The following is a 17,176-nucleotide window of genomic DNA, read 5'->3' as shown; positions in this document are numbered from 1 at the left end:
CGGCCGCACCCCCGCACGTACCATACCGACGTTTCCTCAAGGAGTCTCCCGTGCCGACCGCCGCACGGTCCGACCTGCATACCCTGGTCGAGTCCAGCCTCACCCTCATCGAAGCCCATCAGCATCCCTCCGGCGCGTACCCGGCCAGCCCCGACTACCCGGTCTACCGGTACAGCTGGCTGCGGGACGGCGCCTTCATCGCCGACGCGATGAGCCGGGCCGGCCGGACGGACAGCGCCGACCGGTTCCTGCGCTGGTGCGCCACTGTGATCGACGCCCGGGCCGATCGGATCGCCGAGCTCGTCGCCCGGGCCGCCGCCGGCGACGAGGTCCCGGCCGACGAGATGCTGCCGACCCGCTACACCCTCGACGGCGGCGACGGCGACGAGCCCTGGTGGAACTTCCAGCTCGACGGCTACGGCACCTGGCTGTGGGTCCTGGCGGCCCACGCGGCGCGGCACGCCCGCCCGCTCGCCCCTTACCGGTCGGCGATCCGGTCCACCGTGGACTACCTGACCGCGTTCGGGGACCGACCCTGCTACGACTGGTGGGAGGAGCACGCCGAACACCGCCACGTCGCCACGCTCGGCGCGGTCCTGGCCGGCCTGCGCGCCGCCGTCGGAGCCCGGGACGAACACGGCGACCCCGTGCTCGACCCCGCCCGCGCCCGCGCCGCCGCCGAGCGCGTCACAGCGCTCGAAACGCTCGTCACCGGCGAGGGCGTCTCCGACGGACACCTCACCAAATGGCTCGGCGGCACCGCCGTCGACGGCAGCCTGCTGGCCTGCCTCACCCCGTTCGAGGTGGTCGACCCCCGCGGCCCGGTCGCCGAGCACACCTACCACCAGGTACGCCGGCAACTGCTGCGCGGCGGCGTCTACCGCTACCTCGGCGACACCTTCTACGGCGGCGGGGAGTGGTTGATCCTCACCGCCTGGCTCGGCTGGCACGAGGCACGTACCGGCCGCACGGAGGAGGCGACGCGCCGACTCGACTGGATCGCCGCGCAGGCCACTCCGGAGGGGCACCTGCCCGAGCAGGTCAGCGGCGACACCCAACGACCCGCGTACATCGCCGAGTGGACCGACCGCTGGGGCCCCGTCGCCACGCCCCTGCTCTGGTCGCACGCCATGTTCGTCACGCTCGCCCTGGAGGTCGGCCTGTGAGCGCGAGGAGTCCTGTGAGCACCCCACTGATCAGCCACCGCCCGGCCGGCACCGGCCACCCCTACCGGTACGACCTCGACCAGCGCGTCCCGCTGCACCCGCTGAGCGGCGAGGCGTACGAGATCCGGGTGCTCGCCGATCCGGCGGTGGCCGCCGTCGAGGTCGAGTTCGGCGACGGCACGCGGGTGACCGCCCGACGGGTCGACCCGGCCACGGTGACCCTCGACTTCGGCGCGCCGCCCGCGCCCGCCGTCGGCACCGCCGGCCACCTGGCCGCGGCGGCGACCGCGGCCCCGGACACCGGCGGCCGCACGGCCTGGATCGCCCGGGTGACCGCCGACGGCGACGACGCGTACAACGTCGTCGGCCGCACCGGCGCGGGCGGCGACGTGCGGACCGGCCCGTTCCCGGTACGGCCGCTGGCCTGGCAGCGCGCCGGCGGGCGGTTCGAGGTACGCGACCCCGACGCCGTCGACGCCGTCGTCCCCGACAGCGTCGAATGGCTGACCGGCAGTGAGGGGCCCCGGCGGGTGCGCTTCGCGCTCCGGCTCGCCGAGGGCGAGCACGTCGTCGGCTTCGGCGAGCGCTACCACGCGCTCGACCAGCGCGGCCAGGTGCTCGACGCGACCGTCTTCGAGCAGTACAAGCGACAGGGTCACCGAACCTACCTGCCGATGCCGTTCGCCGTGGTCACCGGCGGGCGGACCGGCTGGGGGTTCCACACGGTGACCAGCCGGCGGACCTGGTACGACGTCGGTGCCACCCAGCCGGACCGCATCCTCGTCGAGGCCGAGGTCGACCCGGCGAAGCCCGCCCTGCCACTGCGGCTCTACGCCGGTGAGCCGGCGGCGGTGGTACGGCAGTTCCTCGACGAGACCGGGCGGCCGACCGTGCCGCCGTCCTGGGTGTTCCGTCCGTGGATGAGCGGAAACGAGTGGAACACCCAGTCCCGGGTGCTGGCCGAGGTCCGTCGCAGCCTCGCCGAGGAGATCCCGGTCGGCGCGATCGTCATCGAGGCGTGGAGCGACGAGTCGACCTTCGTCGCCTTCCGCGACGCGCGCTACCCGGTGCATCCGGACGGCGCGCCGCACCGTCTCGCGGACTTCGAGTTCCCGCCCGACGGCGCGTGGCCGGACCCGAAGGCGATGGTCGACGAGCTGCACCAGGCCGGGGTGAAGGTGCTGCTGTGGCAGATCCCGCTGCTGCCGACCGACCGGGGCGACGACGGCCAGATCGCCGCCGACCTGGCGACCCTGGCCGAGCGCGGGTACGCCGTCCGCGACGCCGACGGGTCGTCGCACCGCAACCGCGGTTGGTGGTTCCCCGGCGCGCTGCTGCCCGACTGGACCAACCCGCAGGCGCGGCGGTGGTGGCTGGAGAAGCGCCGCTACCTGGTCGAGGACCTCGGCGTCGACGGCTTCAAGACCGACGGCGGAGAGCACCCCTGGGGCCATGACCTGCGCTATTTCGACGGGTCGCGCGGTGACGAGGCGAACAACCTGTTCCCGGTGCACTACGCCGCCGCCTACCACGAGCTGATGCGTTCGGCCAGGGTCGACGGGGTGACGTTCAGCCGGGCCGGCTTCACCGGTTCGGCGGCGTTCCCGGCTCACTGGGCGGGTGACGAGGACTCCACGTGGGCGGCCTACCGGGCGTCGATCACCGCCGGGCTGACCGCCGGTGTCGGCGGCGTCTTCTACTGGGGCTGGGACCTGGCCGGCTTCTCCGGCGAGATCCCCGACGCCGAACTCTACCTGCGCTCGGCCGCGGCCGCGTGTTTCGCTCCGATCATGCAGTACCACTCCGAGTTCAACCATCACCGTGAGCCGTCGGTGGACCGCACGCCGTGGAACATCGCCGAGCGCGCCGGCGAGCCGCGCGTGCTGGAGGTGTTCCGGCGCTTCGCGCGGCTGCGCGAGGAACTCGTGCCCTACCTGGTGGAGCAGTCCGAGCGGTCGGTGCGGACCGGCAAGCCCCTGATGCGGCCGCTGTTCTTCGATCACCCCGACGACGAGCGGGTGTGGGACTGGCCGCAGCAGTGGCACCTCGGCGACGACCTGCTCGTGTCACCGGTCACCGAGCCGGGCGCGACGACCTGGGCGGTGTGGCTGCCGGCGGGGGAGTGGGAGGACTTCTTCACCGGCGAGCGGCACACCGGACCGGTCGAGGTGCGGCGAAGCGTGCCGATCGACGAGATTCCCGTCTACCGGCGGCTCCCGGGGTGACGGAAACGCCTGTTCCCCTGGCCACCCGAGGCCGGGGGAACGGGCGGACCCACCGTCAGCAGCGACGCGACACCGCCGGTACGCTCGGCCGGTTGCGACATCTTCACCGGCATGTCACCGGCCGGTCACTGTCCCGGCCCCCGGTTCCGGGACAGTGACCGTCCGACGCCCGGCCTCCGGACACCGGCGTCGCCGCACCGTTCCGTCGCAAGCCGAAGGCAGTACGCAGTGTCCCACCCCGTCACCGACCCCGTGGCCGGCCCGCTCGCCGAGATCGTCGCCGACGTCCTGCCCGCCGACGTGCCCGAGGCCGTCATCGGCGAGGTCATCGCCGAACTGCTGCCCGCCGAGGGATCGCAGGTGCTCACCGACGATCCGGTGGAGACCGTCGCCGCGATCACCGAGCTGGTCGAGGCCGCCACCCGGCAGGTGTTCGCGCCCGACCCGCTGGCCGATCCGGTCGCGGCCCTCACCTGTCCATCGCCCGCGGCGGAGCCGGCCGACCCGGCCGTGGCGGCCGCCGCCCGCGCCGGCGTCGACATCCGCCCGGTCGACACGCATGTCGACGTCGCCGCCGCGGTCAGCGTCCTCGACGGGGTCTTCGCCCCGGGCGCGGGGCATCACTTCTATCCGCCGAGCCTGCTGCGCAACCTGCTCGCCGCCGGCTCCCCGGTCCTGCTGGCCTGGGACGGGGAGGTGCCCGTCGGCGTGCTGCTCGCGCTGCCGGGGTGGACCGCCAACGGCCAGCCACTGGTGCAGTCCGGCCCGATGGCGGTGTTGCCCGGCGCCCGTGGCCGAGGCGTGTCGATCGCGCTGAAGCTGGCCCAGCGGGCCTGGGCGCACGAGCGGGGCGTCACGGAGATCCGTTGGACGTTCGACGCGATGGCCGCGGTCAACGCCAACCTCAACCTGCGTCGGCTCGGCGCGACCGTGGAGGCGTTCCTGCCCGGGTACGAGGGGCTTCGCGACGCCGACAGCCCCACCCCACTGCCGTACAACCGGTTGCTCGTGGCCTGGCACCTCACCGGCGAGCCGGCCGTACCCACCTGCGCCGTCGAGCCGGTGTGGGCGGTCGCCGCCGCCGACGGGCTGCCGGTGCTCGACCCGGCCTGGGCCGTCGCGCCCGCCGCGTTGGTCGCGGTGCCGGCCGACATCTCCGCGCTGCGACGGGACGCCCCGGCCGTGGCCAGCGCCTGGCAGCACGCCGTCGGCGGCGTGTTGCAGGAGGCGTTGGCGGCCGGCTGGCGGGTCGGCTGGGATCCGCGCGGCGCCTACCTGCTCACCGCGCCCACCTGCTGAGCGCCGACATCGGCCGCGTGGTCGCGCCGAATCGTGGGCGGCGAGTCGAGCCGCGATTCGGCGGCGTGAATCGATCAGGCTTGCGGTAACGCCTAAACTGGGCAGTGCGGCATAGACGGGGCGCCAGGCCACGTCCGCGCGTCTGGTGGAGGGCGAATTCCGAGTGCCTGACGATCCGGGCCGATTCGGGACGGGCCGCCGCCTGGCCGCATTCGTGTTCGCCCTGCTCGCGGTGGCACTCGTGAGCGGCGCGGAGCTCGTGAAGGAGCAGGCCACCAACAACTGGCTCGTGCTGATCGGCGCGATCGTGGCCTTCGCGGTTCAGCTCTGGTTCACCGACTTCCGCCGGTTCGTCTACTGGTTGCTCGAATGGATCGAGCTGCTGTACGGGGCGGTGCCGCGTCGGGTCAGAAGGGCCGTGGCCGGCGCCCTCGCCGTTCTCCTGCTCGGCGCCGTAACCATGGTCGTTGTTGTCTGGCGATCGGCCGACGGCGATTGCCCACACACCACCGAACTGCGCATCCTCACCTCCCCCGAGGGCCTTCAGACGACCCGTGAGGTGGCCCAGCAGTACGCCCGCAGCACCGCCCGCGACAACGGCGGATGCCCGACCGTGTTCCCCTTCGTCTACGCGGCCGGCACGGCGTCGGTCAGCGGCGCCCTTGCGCGTGGTTGGGTCGACTCGCGGACCGAGCACCCGCTCGTCGACCTGGGCCCGCGTCCGGACGTCTGGCTGCCGGACTCCACGTTGGATGTGCGGCAGGTCCGCGACATTCTCGCCCGTACGCTACCCGAGGACGAGACGGCGAAGGGAAGGTTGCCGCCGCCGCTGCGGCGGATCACGTCGATCGCGTCATCGCCGATCGTGCTCGCCGGTTCGGCCGCGTCCGCCGCGCGCGACGACGCCGCGACGCTGTCCAGGCTGGTGTCGGCGCTGTTGGACAGCCCCGGATCGTCGCTGTCGGCCGCCGATCCCGAGTCCTCGACCGCCGGGCTGCTCGCCGCCGCCGCCTACCTGCACGACGGCCGGGACAGGATGGTGGATCCGGTCGTGGCCCGGCGGCGGGAGCAGATCGTGCTCAACTCCACGATCTCGGGGACCGACGAGGTCAGCCTGCTGTGCGCGCACCTGCGGACCGGGCAGTTGCCCGTAGCCGTGCTCACCAGCCTTCGGACCTGGCGGCGCCTGACGGCCGGCAGGGCCCTGGGCGGGGCCGGCTGCCAGGCTCCGATCGACCCGCCCGCGATTCTGGGCACGGTCGGCCCGGCGGTGGCCGAGGGACCGAATCTCGACCACCCCTTCGTGCAGTTCGCCTGGACCGGTGCCCGGCACAGCCAGGCGGTGGACGCCTTCCGCGACTGGCTCCTGGACGGGAGGACCCGTCCGTACCTCAGCGAGGTGGGGCTGGATCCGCCGATCGCCGGGTGCGCCAGCCTCGACCGCAACCCGTGCGTACCGGGGGACCTGGCGGCGACGTTGGAGCTGTACCGGCAGGCCAAGCTCTCCGGACGGGTCCTGCTCGCGGTGGACGCCTCGGGATCGATGGCCGAGAGCGCCGGCTCCGGGAAGGTGACCCGGTTCACGGTCGCCGCACAGGGCGTGGTCGAGGCACTCGGGCAGCTCGGTCCGCACGACGAGTTCGGGCTGTGGTCGTTCCCGGGCGCCAACGGCCGCAATTCCCACGAGCTGGTCGGCATCGCGGCGGGTTCGCCGCGGCATCGGGAGGTGGCCGCCGGCGCGCTGCGCGGCGTCCGGCCCGCCGGCGCGACGCCGCTCTACACCACCATCCTCGCGGGTATGCGCGCGGTGGCCGCCGGAGGCGACGACAAGCGGATCCGGGCGTTGGTGGTGTTGACCGACGGCGAGGACACCAGCAGCGGGCGCAGCCTGCGGCAAATGGCCCAGCAGGTCAGGGAGCTGGCCGGCGCCTCGGGTGTCCGGCTTTACGTGATCGCCACCGGCGACGCGCGGTGCGAGGACATCAAGGGCAGGGAGGGGACGGGGCTGCACCTCCTGACCGACGTCAGCCACGGCGAATGCCTGCCGGCCAGCCCGGGGAGGGTGCCGGGAACCATGGCTCAGCTCTTCGCGACCCTGTGGAGTGGACGATGACCGGATCGGCGGCCGGCGGAAACCGGCAGGCCAGGACGACGGCGGCGTGGGCGAGACGGCTGTTCTCCGGCCCGTTCGCCTGGTTCACGCTGGGTGTGCTCGCGATGGTCGCCGCCGCGAGTGCCCGTAGCCTGATCCACCATCCGCCTCAGGAGGCGCGGAGTGGGGAACTGGTGATCCTGTCCGGGGCGGACGAGAGCACCGGCGGGCAGCGACAGTTGCTGGTCGACAAGTGGAACCTCGCGCACCCGGACACGCCGGCCCGGCTGGAGAAACTGTCCCGCAGCGCGGACGAGCAGCACAGCGAGATGGTGGCCAGAGCCCAGTCGGACAACCCGAACGTCGATGTCTACAACCTGGACGTCACCTGGACCGCCGAGTTCGCCACGGCCGGCTACATCCGCCCGCTGGACGACTCGGTGGACACCAGTGGCTTCCTCGACGCCCCGCTCAAGACCTGCCAGTTCGATGGAAAGCTCTGGGCGCTGCCGTTCAACACCGACGCCGGGCTGCTGTTCTACCGCAAACGAGTGCCGCCGGACGCCCTGCCGGCGACGCTGCCGCCGCGCCAGAACGACGTACGGGCGCTGAGGGACGCCGAACCGACTCTGCAAGCCGGATTTGTCACCCCACTCGCCGCCTACGAAGGGCTGACCGTCAGCGCGTTGGAGGCCATCTGGGCGGCCCAGGGCGACGTGTACGACGCGGAGAAGGACCTCGTCGTGATCGACAGCGAGCAGGCGCACGCCGGGTTGCAGCGGCTGGCCGAGGCGATGAAACCGGTCGGTGACCTGCCGCCCGCGGTCGATCCGCGGTCGAACGACTTCCGGGAGGACACCAGCCGGGCGGCCTTCCAGCGCGGTGAGGTGCCGCTGATGCGCAACTGGCCGGTGGCGTACGGCCAGCTCCGTACCGGGGACCGGCCGATGACCGACTTCGACGTCACGCCGCTGCCCGGCCGGAGTGTGCTGGGCGGGCAGAACCTCGCCGTAGCCACGAGCACCAGGAATCCCCGGGTGGCGCAGGAACTGGTCACGTTCCTCACCAGCGAGGAGAGCGAGCGCGCACTGTTTCGCAACGGCGGGCTCGCGGCCACCCGGGCCACCGTGTACGACGATCCGCAGGTGCGACTGGTCCGTCCATACGCCCCGACGCTGAGGCAGGCGTTGTCCAAGGCCCGGCCACGACCGGTGACCCCGCACTACGCGCTGTTCAGCAGCACCTTCCAGGAGATCGTGACGGAGGCCCTGAGCAACGGCGGCAACCTGCCCGACGACGCCGTGAAGCGGCTCACCGACGCCCTCCATGGGCGGGTCAGCTGAGCGCAGCCAGGGTGGCCGCCTCGGAGCCACCGGCCCAGGCATGACGAGTCTCGGCGGACGAACGCGCGTTCGCCGCTGGCCGGAACGCGTCCGCATTGACAACCTTGATGTTAGCGGTAACACTTGGGCGGCTGCCTACCACCCGTACGTGAAGCGCGTCGAACCAGAGGTCGTCTTCGGCTCGGCCAGCACCGGCGTACCCAACGACGGCATCCGGGACGAGGGCGGCGAGACGTTCCTCGACCGGGTCTGGGAGGCGGCGCCGTTCCGCAACCACGGACAGTTCCTCCAGCGGGTGCGGGAGGTGTCGAACGAATGGCTCATCGCCGGGCGGCACACCGAATCGCAGCGGCAGGCCATTTTTCTCGCGGCTGCCAGGTCCGAGCGGGATCTGGTCCCGTGACCGTCCGGTTCTGCTGACGTCGACCGGCCCGGGCCGTGCCGTGCCGGGCCGGTCGACGGTCCCGGCTCAGGACTTCCGGCTGCCGCTGCTGTCCCGGACCACGAGCGTCGGTTGCACCGGGGGCGGCTTAGTTCGCCCGGAGGACGGGTCAGCGGCCAGCAGTTCCAGCAGTGCGGCGACGCACCGACGGCCGACCTCGTCGAAGTCCTGGCGGATGGTGGTCAGCGGAGGGGAGAAGTACGCGGCCTCGGGGATGTCGTCGAAGCCGACCACACTGACGTCGTCCGGCACCCGCACGCCCCGCTGGTGGAGGGCGCGGAGCAGGCCGAGGGCCTGGTGGTCGTTGGCGCAGAAGATCGCGGAGATCTCCGGACGGTCGACGAGAGACTGCCCGATCTCGTAACCCGCCCGCGGGCTCCAGTCCCCGGTGATGACCGGCGGGACGCGGCGGCCGGCCGTCTCCAGGGCAAGCCGCCACCCGTCGATGCGGTCGCGGGCCTCCAGCCAGTCGCGCGGCCCGGCGATGTGCCACACGGTCTCGTGCCCGAGTTCGAGGAGGTGCTCGACGGCGAGGCGGGCGCCGGCCACCTGGTCGACCGAGACGCTGGGCAACTCACCGTCGCCGCCCAGCTCGACCACGACCGCCGGTACGCCGGTCGGCATGCCGTGTACGGCCATCGCGGCGCTGACCACCGGGGCGATGAGCACGACCCCGGCCACCGACTGTTCGGCCAGGGCGTCGATGGCCGAGGACACCCCGGCCCGGTCGAGCCGCTCCAGGGTGACGATGTTGATTCCGTAGCCGGCGGCGCGGGCCGCGCGCTCGATGCCGAGCAGGGTGGCGGCCGGGCCGTAGAGGATCGTGTCGAAGCTGACCACGCCGATGACGCGGGAACGCCGGGTGGCCAGCCCGCGTGCCAGTGCGTTGGGCCGGTAGTTGAGCTGGTGTACGGCCCGCAGTACCCGTTCCCGGGTTTCCTGCCGGACGCTCGGATGATTGTTCAGCACCCGGGAGACGGTTTGGTGGGAGACGCCGGCCAGCCGTGCGACATCGCTCATCACTGCGGCACGCACGGCCGGCTGTTGAATCATGGCACCTCCACGTCGCGGCCATCGTAACCCCGCCGTCGAAGGCGGAGTCGCACGGCCCTCCACGGCGACAGCGGTGGGGAGGGCCGTGCGACTCCCGGTCTCCGGCGTGGTCGTCGGTGCGCTCCGGCCCGGACGTGCCCGAAAATCCAATCGACCTCGGTCAATTTATATTGGGACTCAGAATCCTCTGGCCAGCCGGAAATAGGACTGGTTCGAGCGGATCTCGTGGGCGAGCCGCCGGGGGGTCGTGTCCGCGTCGATGGCGACAAGCTCGGTGCGGGTCATCTCGGCGAGGTCGTCCAGTTCCTCGATCCCGACGGCCTGGGACAGGACGGTGTGGTGCGGTGCCCCGGCGGTCAGCCACGCCTCCGCGGAGGCGGTGAGGTCCGGGCGGGGCCGCCACACCGCCCGGGCGACGGGCAGCTTGGGCAGCGGCTGCGGTGGGGCGACCACGTCGATCTCGTTGGCCACCAGCCGGAATCGCTCGCCGAGGTCGGCCAGTCCGAGGACGACCGCCGGGCCGGGCCGGGCGTCGAAGACCAACCGCACCGGGTCCTCGCGCCCGCCGATGCTCAACGGGTGGATCTCCACGGTCGGCGTCGCGGCGGCGATGCTGGGGCAGACCTCCAGCATGTGCGCGCCGAGGACGAGTTCCCGACCCGGGGTGAGGTCGTAGGTGTAGTCCTCCATGAAGGAGGTGCCGCCGGTGGTGCCGACCGACATGGCCTTGAGCGTGCGCACCAGCACGGCGGTCTTCCAGTCCCCCTCCCCGCCGAAGCCGTAGCCGTCGGCCATCAGCCGCTGCACGGCGATGCCGGGCAGTTGCCGCAGCCCGCCGAGGTCCTCGAAGTTGGTGGTGAAGGCGCCGTACCCGCCAGCCCTGAGGAAGTCCCGCAACCCGGCCTCGATCCGGGCGGCGTAGCGCAGCGAACCGTGGCGCTCGCCGTCGGGTCGCAGCGCGGGGTCGAGCCGGTAGAGGTCGGCGTACTCCTCGACCAGTTCGTCGATTCTCGGGTCGGGGACGGCGTCGACGGCGTGCACCAGGTCGTTCACCCCGTACGTGTTGACGGAGACGCCGAACCTCAGCTCTGCCTCGACCTTGTCGCCCTCGGTCACGGCCACGTCGCGCATGTTGTCGCCGAAGCGGACCAGCCGCAGCGAACGCATCGTCGCGTACCCGGTCGCGGCCCGGGTCCACGCCGCGATCCGGGCGGTGACCCGCGGGCTGCTGACGTGCCCGGCCACCGTCTTGCGGGCCACCCCGAGGCGGGTCTGCGCGTACCCGAACTCCCGGTCGCCGTGGGCGGCCTGGTTGAGGTTCATGAAGTCCATGTCGATCTCGGACCACGGCAGCGCCACGTTCGCCTGCGTGTGCAGGTGCAGCAGCGGGGTGCGCAGCGCGTCCAGGCCGGCGATCCACATCTTCGCCGGCGAGAAGGTGTGCATCCACGCGATGACCCCCACGACCCCCTGCGCGGCGGCGTCGCGGCAGACGGCCAGGATCTCGGCGCTGGAGGTGAGTACGGGCTTCCAGACCACCCGGGCGGGAATGGCCGGGTCGGCGTCGAGCCGCGCGGCGATCTGCTGGGACTGAGCGGCCACCTGACGCAGGGTCTCCGGGCCGTAGAGGCTCTGGCTGCCGGTCAGGAACCAGACCTCCGCGGCCGGGGCTGGGCTAGTCATGGGGTGCCTTCCGATGAACGGGTCGGGGTTACTTCTTGCGGATGGCGATGAGGCGCTGGAGGAGGATGAACGCGAATAGCAGGCCGCCGATCACGATCTTGGTCCACCACGAGTTGAGCGTGCCGTCGAAGGTGATCAGTGTCTGGATGACGCCGAGCACCAGCACACCCAGCATGGTGCCCAGCACGTAGCCGGACCCGCCGGTGAGCAGGGTGCCGCCGATGACCACCGCGGCGATCGCGTCCAGTTCCATGCCCACGGCGATCAGCGGGGCCCCCGACAGGGTGTAGAACGACAGCAGGATGCCCCCGATCGCCGAGCAGAGCCCGCTGATCGTGTAGACGGCGATCCGGGTACGACCGACCGGCAGGCCCATCAACAGGGCCGACTGCGGGTTGCCGCCGATCGCGTACACGTTGCGGCCCAGCCGGGTGTAGGCCAGCGTGTACGCGGCCACGGCGACCACCGCGACCGTGATGAGGACGCTGACGGTCACGAAGTTGTCGCCGATCCTGATCCGTTGTTGCGCGGCGTCGGTCCAGAAGCCGTCGGAGATGGGAATGGAGACCGAACTGATCCAGGTGCACAGGCCGCGGGCGAAGAACATGCCGGCCAGGGTGACGATGAACGGTTGGATCTCGAAGAAGTGGATGACGCAGCCCATCACGAACCCGAGCGTCGGACCGATCAGCAGCGCGATCAGCAGCACCAAGGCGGGCGGAAGGCCGTCGCGCAGCAGGGCGGCCGACACCATCGCGGTCATCGCCACCACCGAGCCGACCGACAGGTCGATGCCGCCGGTCAGGATCACGAAGGTCATGCCGACCGCGACGACGAGCAGGAAGCCGTTGTCGATGAAGACGTTGAAGATGACCTGGACGTTGGAGAAGGCGCGGTACTGCGAGACGCCGATGCCGTACATGACCAGCAGCAGGCCGAGGCTGACCAGCACCGGGACCTGCCGCCGAGGCAGCCGCAACCACGCCGGTCGGGTCAGCCGCGTGGTCAGTTGCGTCGTACTCATCAGGCTGCCACCTGCTCCTTCTCCTGGGCCGCCGCGGCCGACGGTGGCGCTCCGCGTACCCGCCGGCGGCGGAACCTGGCGCGGAACGCCGGCGCCTGGATGAGGCAGACCGCGATCACCACCATCGCCTTGAACAGCAGGGAGGTCTGCGGGTCGATGTTCATCGCGTACACGGAGGTGGTCAGGGTCTGGATGAGCAGCGCGCCGACCACGGTGCCGCCGAGGTGGAAACGACCCCCGGCCAGTGACGTGCCGCCGATGACCACGGCGAGGATCGCGTCGAGTTCGACCCACAGCCCGGCCGAGTTGCCGTCGGCGCTGGACACGTTCGCGGTCATCATGAACCCGGCCACGGCGGCGCAGACGGCGCTCACCACGTACGCGAGCAGTTTGACGCGCCGCGCGCGGATGCCCGCCAGCCGGCTGGCCTCGGCGTTGCCGCCGACCGCCTCGATGGTCATCCCGAGCGCGGTACGGCGGGTCAGCACCGCCACGGTCAGGGTCACCAACAGGGCGATGATGATCGCGAACGGCAGGGTGAACAGGTGGCCGAGCCCGATCATCCGATAGGGACCGCTGTTGATGGTGATGATCTGACCGGAAGTGATCAACTGGGCCAGGCCGCGTCCGGCGACCATCAGGATCAGGGTGGCGATGATCGGCTGGATGCCGATCACGGCGACCAGCACCCCGTTCCAGGCGCCGAGGAGCAGCGCCACCCCGCACGCGAGGGCCAGGGCGGTCAGTACGCCGCCGAGGTCGCTCTGGTCCGGCTGGCGACTGATGTAGAGGCAGGCCACCGCGCCGCTCACGGCCACCACCGACCCCACGGACAGGTCGATCCCGCCGGTGGCGATCACCAGGGTCATGCCCAGGGCGACCAGGATCAGCGGGGCGCTGAGCCGGACGATGTCGATCAGGCTGCCGTACAGGTGTCCGTCCTTGACCTCGACGGCGAGGAAGCTCGGCCGGTAGGCCGTGTTCGCCACCAGCAACGCCACGAGCACCACGACCGGCCAGAACAGTCGGTGACCGGTGACGCCTGACAGGCGTGTTCTCCAGGTGGTCATGCCTGGTCCCGCCCCTTCTGCTCCGCTCCGCTGGCGATGACGCGCATGACGCGTTCGGCGTCGAGGCTGTCGTCGTTGGCCAGTTGGGTGACCAGCTGCCGGTCGCGCATCACGGCGACCTTGTGGCTGAGCCGTAGCACCTCCTCCAACTCGGCGGAGATGAACAGCACCGCCATCCCGTCGTCGGAGAGCTGCACCACCAGGCGCTGGATCTCGGCCTTCGCGCCGATGTCGATGCCACGGGTCGGCTCGTCCAGGATGAGCAGCCGTGGCTCGGTGATCAGCCACCGGGCGAGCAGGACCTTCTGCTGGTTGCCGCCGGAGAGGTTGCGCACCGGCATGTCCGGGTCGCTCGGACGGATGCTCAGCGCGTCGATGTAGCGCCGGACCAGCTCGTCCTGGCGGCGCCGGGGCACCGGCCGCAGCCACCCGCGGGCCGCCTGCATCGCCAGGATGACGTTCTCCCGCACCGACAGGTCGCCCACCAGGCCCTCGGTGCGTCGGTTCTCCGAGCAGAACGCGATGTTCCGGTCGATGGCGGCGACCGGCCCCCGGATGGTGACCGGCCGGCCGTCCACGGCGAGCTGGCCCCGGTCGGCCCGGTCGGCGCCGAACAGCAACCGGGCGACCTCGGAGCGCCCCGATCCCAGCAGCCCGGCCATGCCGACCACCTCACCCTCGTGGATGGTGAGGCTGAACGGCGCCACGGAGCCGGTCCGGGCAAGCCCGGTCGCCTCGACGACCGGCGTGCCCGTCTCGACGGCCGCCAGGTCCCGCCCGGCCTGCTCGTCGAGACGTTCCAGGGTGTCGAGTTCCTTGCCGATCATCTTCTCCACCAGGGCGAACTGCGGCAGCTCCGCGATCGGGTACTCGCCGACGAGGCGTCCGTTGCGCAGTACGGTGACGCGGTCGGCGATCCCGTACACCTGGTCGAGAAAGTGGGTGACGAAGAGGATGGCGATGCCCTCGTCGCGTAGCTGACGCATGATGCGCATCAGTTGCGCGACCTCGTCGGCGTCCAGGCTGGACGTGGGCTCGTCGAGGATCAGCACCCGGGCGCGTACGTCGACCGCGCGCGCGATCGCCACCATCTGCTGTACGGCCAGCGAGTAACCGCCCAGCAGTTCGGTGACGTCGATGTGCAGGTCGAGGCGGGCCAGCAGGGCCTTCGCGCGGCGGCGCATCTCGCGCCAGTTCACCGTCCCGAACCGTCGCGGCTGACGCCCGATGAAGATGTTCTCCGCCACGGAGAGGTTCGGGCAGAGGTTCACCTCCTGGTAGACGGTGCTCACCCCGGCCGCGGCGGCCTGCATGGGGCCGGTGAAGGAGACCGGGGCGCCGTCGAGCGTGACGGTGCCGGCGTCGCTGCCGTACACCCCGGTCAACACCTTGATCAAGGTGGACTTGCCGGCGCCGTTCTCGCCCATCAGGGCGTGCACCTCGCCGGGGAACATCCGGAAGTCGACACCGTCGAGGGCGCGAACCCCGGGGAAGAACTTGCTGATCGCGGTCATCGTCAGGACCGGATGCCTGTCCGACATCCCACCAGACCTTTCGTGATTGTCGTCAGGTGCGCGGCCACCGCCACCGTGCGCGACGGTCCCGGCCCGTCGGCTCACGGAGCGGGAGAGTGCCCCGGGCCGGCGGTGTGGTCGACACACCGCCGGCCCGCTCGTCGTGCCGGCGAGCACTCACGGCGTGGACGCGTGGCGAGTGCGGGTGCCCGGCTCGTCAGTACTTGCGGTTCGGCAGGGCCTCCTTGGCCTGTTCCTGCGTGAAGGTGGTCTCCTCGGTCTCGATCCGGGTCGGCACCGTCTCACCGGCGTGGACCTTCTTCGCCAGGTCCATCAGCTGGGGGCCGAGCAGGGGGCTGCACTCGGCGATGAAGTTGAACTTCCCGTCGGCCAGGGCCTGCATGCCGTCCTTCACCGCGTCGACGGTGATGATGGTGATGTCCTTGCCCGGCACCTTGCCCGCGGCGCTGATCGCCTCCAGCGCGCCCAGGCCCATGTCGTCGTTGTGCGCGAACAGCACGTCGATCTTCGGGTTGGCCTTGAGGAACTGCTCCATGACCTGCTTGCCGCCGGCACGGGTGAAGTCACCGCTCTGCGACGCGATGATCTTCAGGTTGGGGTTGGCGGCGATCGCCTCCGCGAAGCCCTTCTTACGGTCGTTGGCGGGCGCCGATCCGGTGGTGCCCTGCAACTCCACGATGTTCACCGGGCCCGTCGCGGACTTGGTCTGCTCGACCAGCCACTCGCCGGAGAGCCGACCCTCCTTCACGAAGTCCGAGCCGAGGAAGGTCTTGTAGAGCGACTTGTCGGCCGAGTCGACCGCGCGGTCGGTCAGGATCACCGGGATACCGGCGTCCTTGGCCTCCTTGAGCACGGTGTCCCAGCCCGACTCCACCACCGGCGAGAAGGCGATGACGTCGACCTTCTGCTGGATGTAGTTGCGGATCGCCTTGATCTGGTTCTCCTGCTTCTGCTGGGCGTCGTCGAACTTCAGCTCGATGCCGGCCGTGGCGGCGGCCTCCTTGATCGAGTTGGTGTTCGCGGTACGCCAGCCGCTCTCCGCGCCGACCTGCGAGAACCCGAGCACGATCTTGCCGTCCCCGCTCTTCCCGCCGTCGCCGCCGGTGTCGCTGTTGGAGCACCCGGCCAGCCCGGTGGCGAGCAGCCCGGCCGCCAGAATGGCGCCGAACCCGCGGCGGCTGATCGAATTGCCGGTGTTCATCATGTGACTCCTTACGAGGGTGAGGTGGGTAACCAGCCGTGCCTGGCGTACCGGCGTGCCGGAGAGCCAGGCCGTGGGAAGGTGCTCTGTCCAGGTGTGGTGAGTCGGCCGGAGCCCTGGGGGCGCCGGCCGGCACGGGTCCGCGCTACCGGTTGGCGGCCGGAACCGTGGTCTGTCCGTAGACGTTCTGGTAGCGCTCGTAGAGCGAGTCGATGTCCTCGGCGGCGATCGGCGTCGGCTGACCGAGCGTCCTGGCCAGGTGTGCGGTGCGCGCCACGTCCTCGCACATCACCGCGGCCTTGACCGCCGCTCGCGCGTTCCGGCCGATGGTGAAGACCCCGTGGTTACGCATGAGCACCGCCGGCGAGCGGTGCCCGGAGAGGGTCGCCACGATGCCCTTGCCGATGTCGTCACCGCCGATGAGGGCGAACGGGCCCACCGGGATCTCGCCGCCGAACTCGTCGGCCTGCGCGGTCAGGTGGCAGGGGATCGACTCGCCCCGCGCGGCCCAGGCGGTCGCGTAGGTGCTGTGGGTGTGCACGACGCCACCGACGTCGGGCATCGACCGGTAGACGTAGGCGTGTGCGGCGGTGTCGCTCGACGGTGCGAGGTCGCCCTCGACCACGACCCCGTCGAGGTCACACACGACCATGTTGTCGGGTCGCAGGTCGTCGTAGGACACCCCGCTCGGTTTGATCACCATCAGGCTTCGCCCCGGCACCCGTGCCGAGACGTTGCCGGCCGTCCAGGCCACCAGGCCGTACCGGACGAGTTCGGCGTGCAGGGCGGCCACCGTCTCGCGTAGCCGCGCCACCTCGGCGCCCATGCGGAACTGCTCACTCATGCCGTCACCTCCAGGGTGGCGTGTGGACGCGGCGGCACGTCCAGGTGGTCGTCGGGTCCCCCCGAAGCAGTCATGACATCCTCCGCTCACCCGCTCGCCCTAGTGTTAGCGCTCACATAGGATCCGTCAAGGACTCTTTGGAAACGTCCTCGTAACGCTGTCGCCCCGCCTCGCGAACCCCCGGCTGCGCGGAGGTCGG

13 protein-coding genes are annotated in these 17,176 nt (G+C 71.3%); 6 read left to right on the top strand and 7 right to left on the bottom strand.

Translation table 11 applies throughout. From position 1 onward, the window contains the following. Positions 1 to 50 precede the first annotated feature (50 nt). The 6 genes from GA0070621_RS12995 (at position 51) to GA0070621_RS12970 (ending at position 8,528) form a co-directional block, all read left to right on the top strand. Positions 51 to 1,166, top strand: a complete 1,116-nt coding sequence (locus GA0070621_RS12995; protein ID WP_091195103.1) for a glycoside hydrolase family 15 protein — start codon at positions 51 to 53, stop codon at positions 1,164 to 1,166. 14 nt (positions 1,167 to 1,180) lie between these two features. Then, entirely contained in the window at positions 1,181 to 3,391 is a 2,211-nt protein-coding gene (locus GA0070621_RS12990; protein ID WP_167666859.1) for a glycoside hydrolase family 31 protein, read from the top strand. A 228-nt stretch (positions 3,392 to 3,619) separates the two neighbouring features. Beyond that, positions 3,620 to 4,690 (top strand): hypothetical protein, encoded by a 1,071-nt coding sequence (locus tag GA0070621_RS12985; protein WP_091195100.1) that lies wholly within the window; start codon positions 3,620 to 3,622, stop codon positions 4,688 to 4,690. Between the two features lie 241 nt (positions 4,691 to 4,931). After that, positions 4,932 to 6,803 carry a vWA domain-containing protein gene (locus tag GA0070621_RS12980; protein ID WP_157739961.1) on the top strand — a complete coding sequence of 624 codons (1,872 nt, stop codon included), beginning with the start codon at positions 4,932 to 4,934 and terminating at the stop codon, positions 6,801 to 6,803. Further along, a complete protein-coding gene (locus GA0070621_RS12975) occupies positions 6,800 to 8,125 on the top strand; it encodes an extracellular solute-binding protein (protein WP_157739960.1) in 1,326 nt (441 codons plus the stop codon). Before GA0070621_RS12980 ends, GA0070621_RS12975 begins: the two co-directional genes overlap by 4 nt. 148 nt (positions 8,126 to 8,273) lie before the next feature. Continuing rightward, entirely contained in the window at positions 8,274 to 8,528 is a 255-nt protein-coding gene (locus GA0070621_RS12970) for a hypothetical protein (RefSeq protein ID WP_091195091.1), read from the top strand. Between the two features lie 66 nt (positions 8,529 to 8,594). Here the strand turns inward: GA0070621_RS12970 and GA0070621_RS12965 are convergent, their stop codons facing one another. From GA0070621_RS12965 to GA0070621_RS12935, 7 genes are all read right to left on the bottom strand, one after another. Next, complete coding sequence (locus GA0070621_RS12965; protein WP_231921011.1) at positions 8,595 to 9,587, bottom strand: LacI family DNA-binding transcriptional regulator; 993 nt, start codon at positions 9,585 to 9,587, stop codon at positions 8,595 to 8,597. Positions 9,588 to 9,797: 210 nt separating this feature from the next. Next, positions 9,798 to 11,303, bottom strand: a complete 1,506-nt coding sequence (gene araA / locus GA0070621_RS12960) for an L-arabinose isomerase (RefSeq protein WP_091195086.1) — start codon at positions 11,301 to 11,303, stop codon at positions 9,798 to 9,800. Positions 11,304 to 11,331: 28 nt separating this feature from the next. Continuing rightward, the gene (gene yjfF, locus GA0070621_RS12955; RefSeq protein ID WP_091195082.1) at positions 11,332 to 12,327 is read right to left on the bottom strand and encodes a galactofuranose ABC transporter, permease protein YjfF; all 996 of its coding nucleotides are present in this window, start codon (positions 12,325 to 12,327) and stop codon (positions 11,332 to 11,334) included. Further along, positions 12,327 to 13,397, bottom strand: a complete 1,071-nt coding sequence (locus GA0070621_RS12950) for an ABC transporter permease (protein ID WP_091195078.1) — start codon at positions 13,395 to 13,397, stop codon at positions 12,327 to 12,329. Before GA0070621_RS12950 ends, yjfF begins: the two co-directional genes overlap by 1 nt. Beyond that, the gene (locus tag GA0070621_RS12945) at positions 13,394 to 14,938 is read right to left on the bottom strand and encodes a sugar ABC transporter ATP-binding protein (RefSeq protein WP_091195076.1); all 1,545 of its coding nucleotides are present in this window, start codon (positions 14,936 to 14,938) and stop codon (positions 13,394 to 13,396) included. Before GA0070621_RS12945 ends, GA0070621_RS12950 begins: the two co-directional genes overlap by 4 nt. Before the next feature lie 190 nt (positions 14,939 to 15,128). Then, the gene (locus GA0070621_RS12940) at positions 15,129 to 16,133 is read right to left on the bottom strand and encodes an ABC transporter substrate-binding protein (RefSeq protein ID WP_091202335.1); all 1,005 of its coding nucleotides are present in this window, start codon (positions 16,131 to 16,133) and stop codon (positions 15,129 to 15,131) included. A 145-nt stretch (positions 16,134 to 16,278) separates the two neighbouring features. After that, positions 16,279 to 16,977: an L-ribulose-5-phosphate 4-epimerase gene (locus GA0070621_RS12935; protein ID WP_167666857.1), complete on the bottom strand. Its 699-nt coding sequence runs from the start codon at positions 16,975 to 16,977 to the stop codon at positions 16,279 to 16,281. Between the last annotated feature and the right edge of the window lie 199 nt (positions 16,978 to 17,176).

This window comes from Micromonospora narathiwatensis (assembly GCF_900089605.1).
Taxonomy (GTDB): Bacteria; Actinomycetota; Actinomycetes; order Mycobacteriales; family Micromonosporaceae; genus Micromonospora; species Micromonospora narathiwatensis.
The sequence above is the reverse complement of the archived record's forward strand: the minus strand, read 5'-3'. Positions and strand labels throughout refer to the sequence as shown.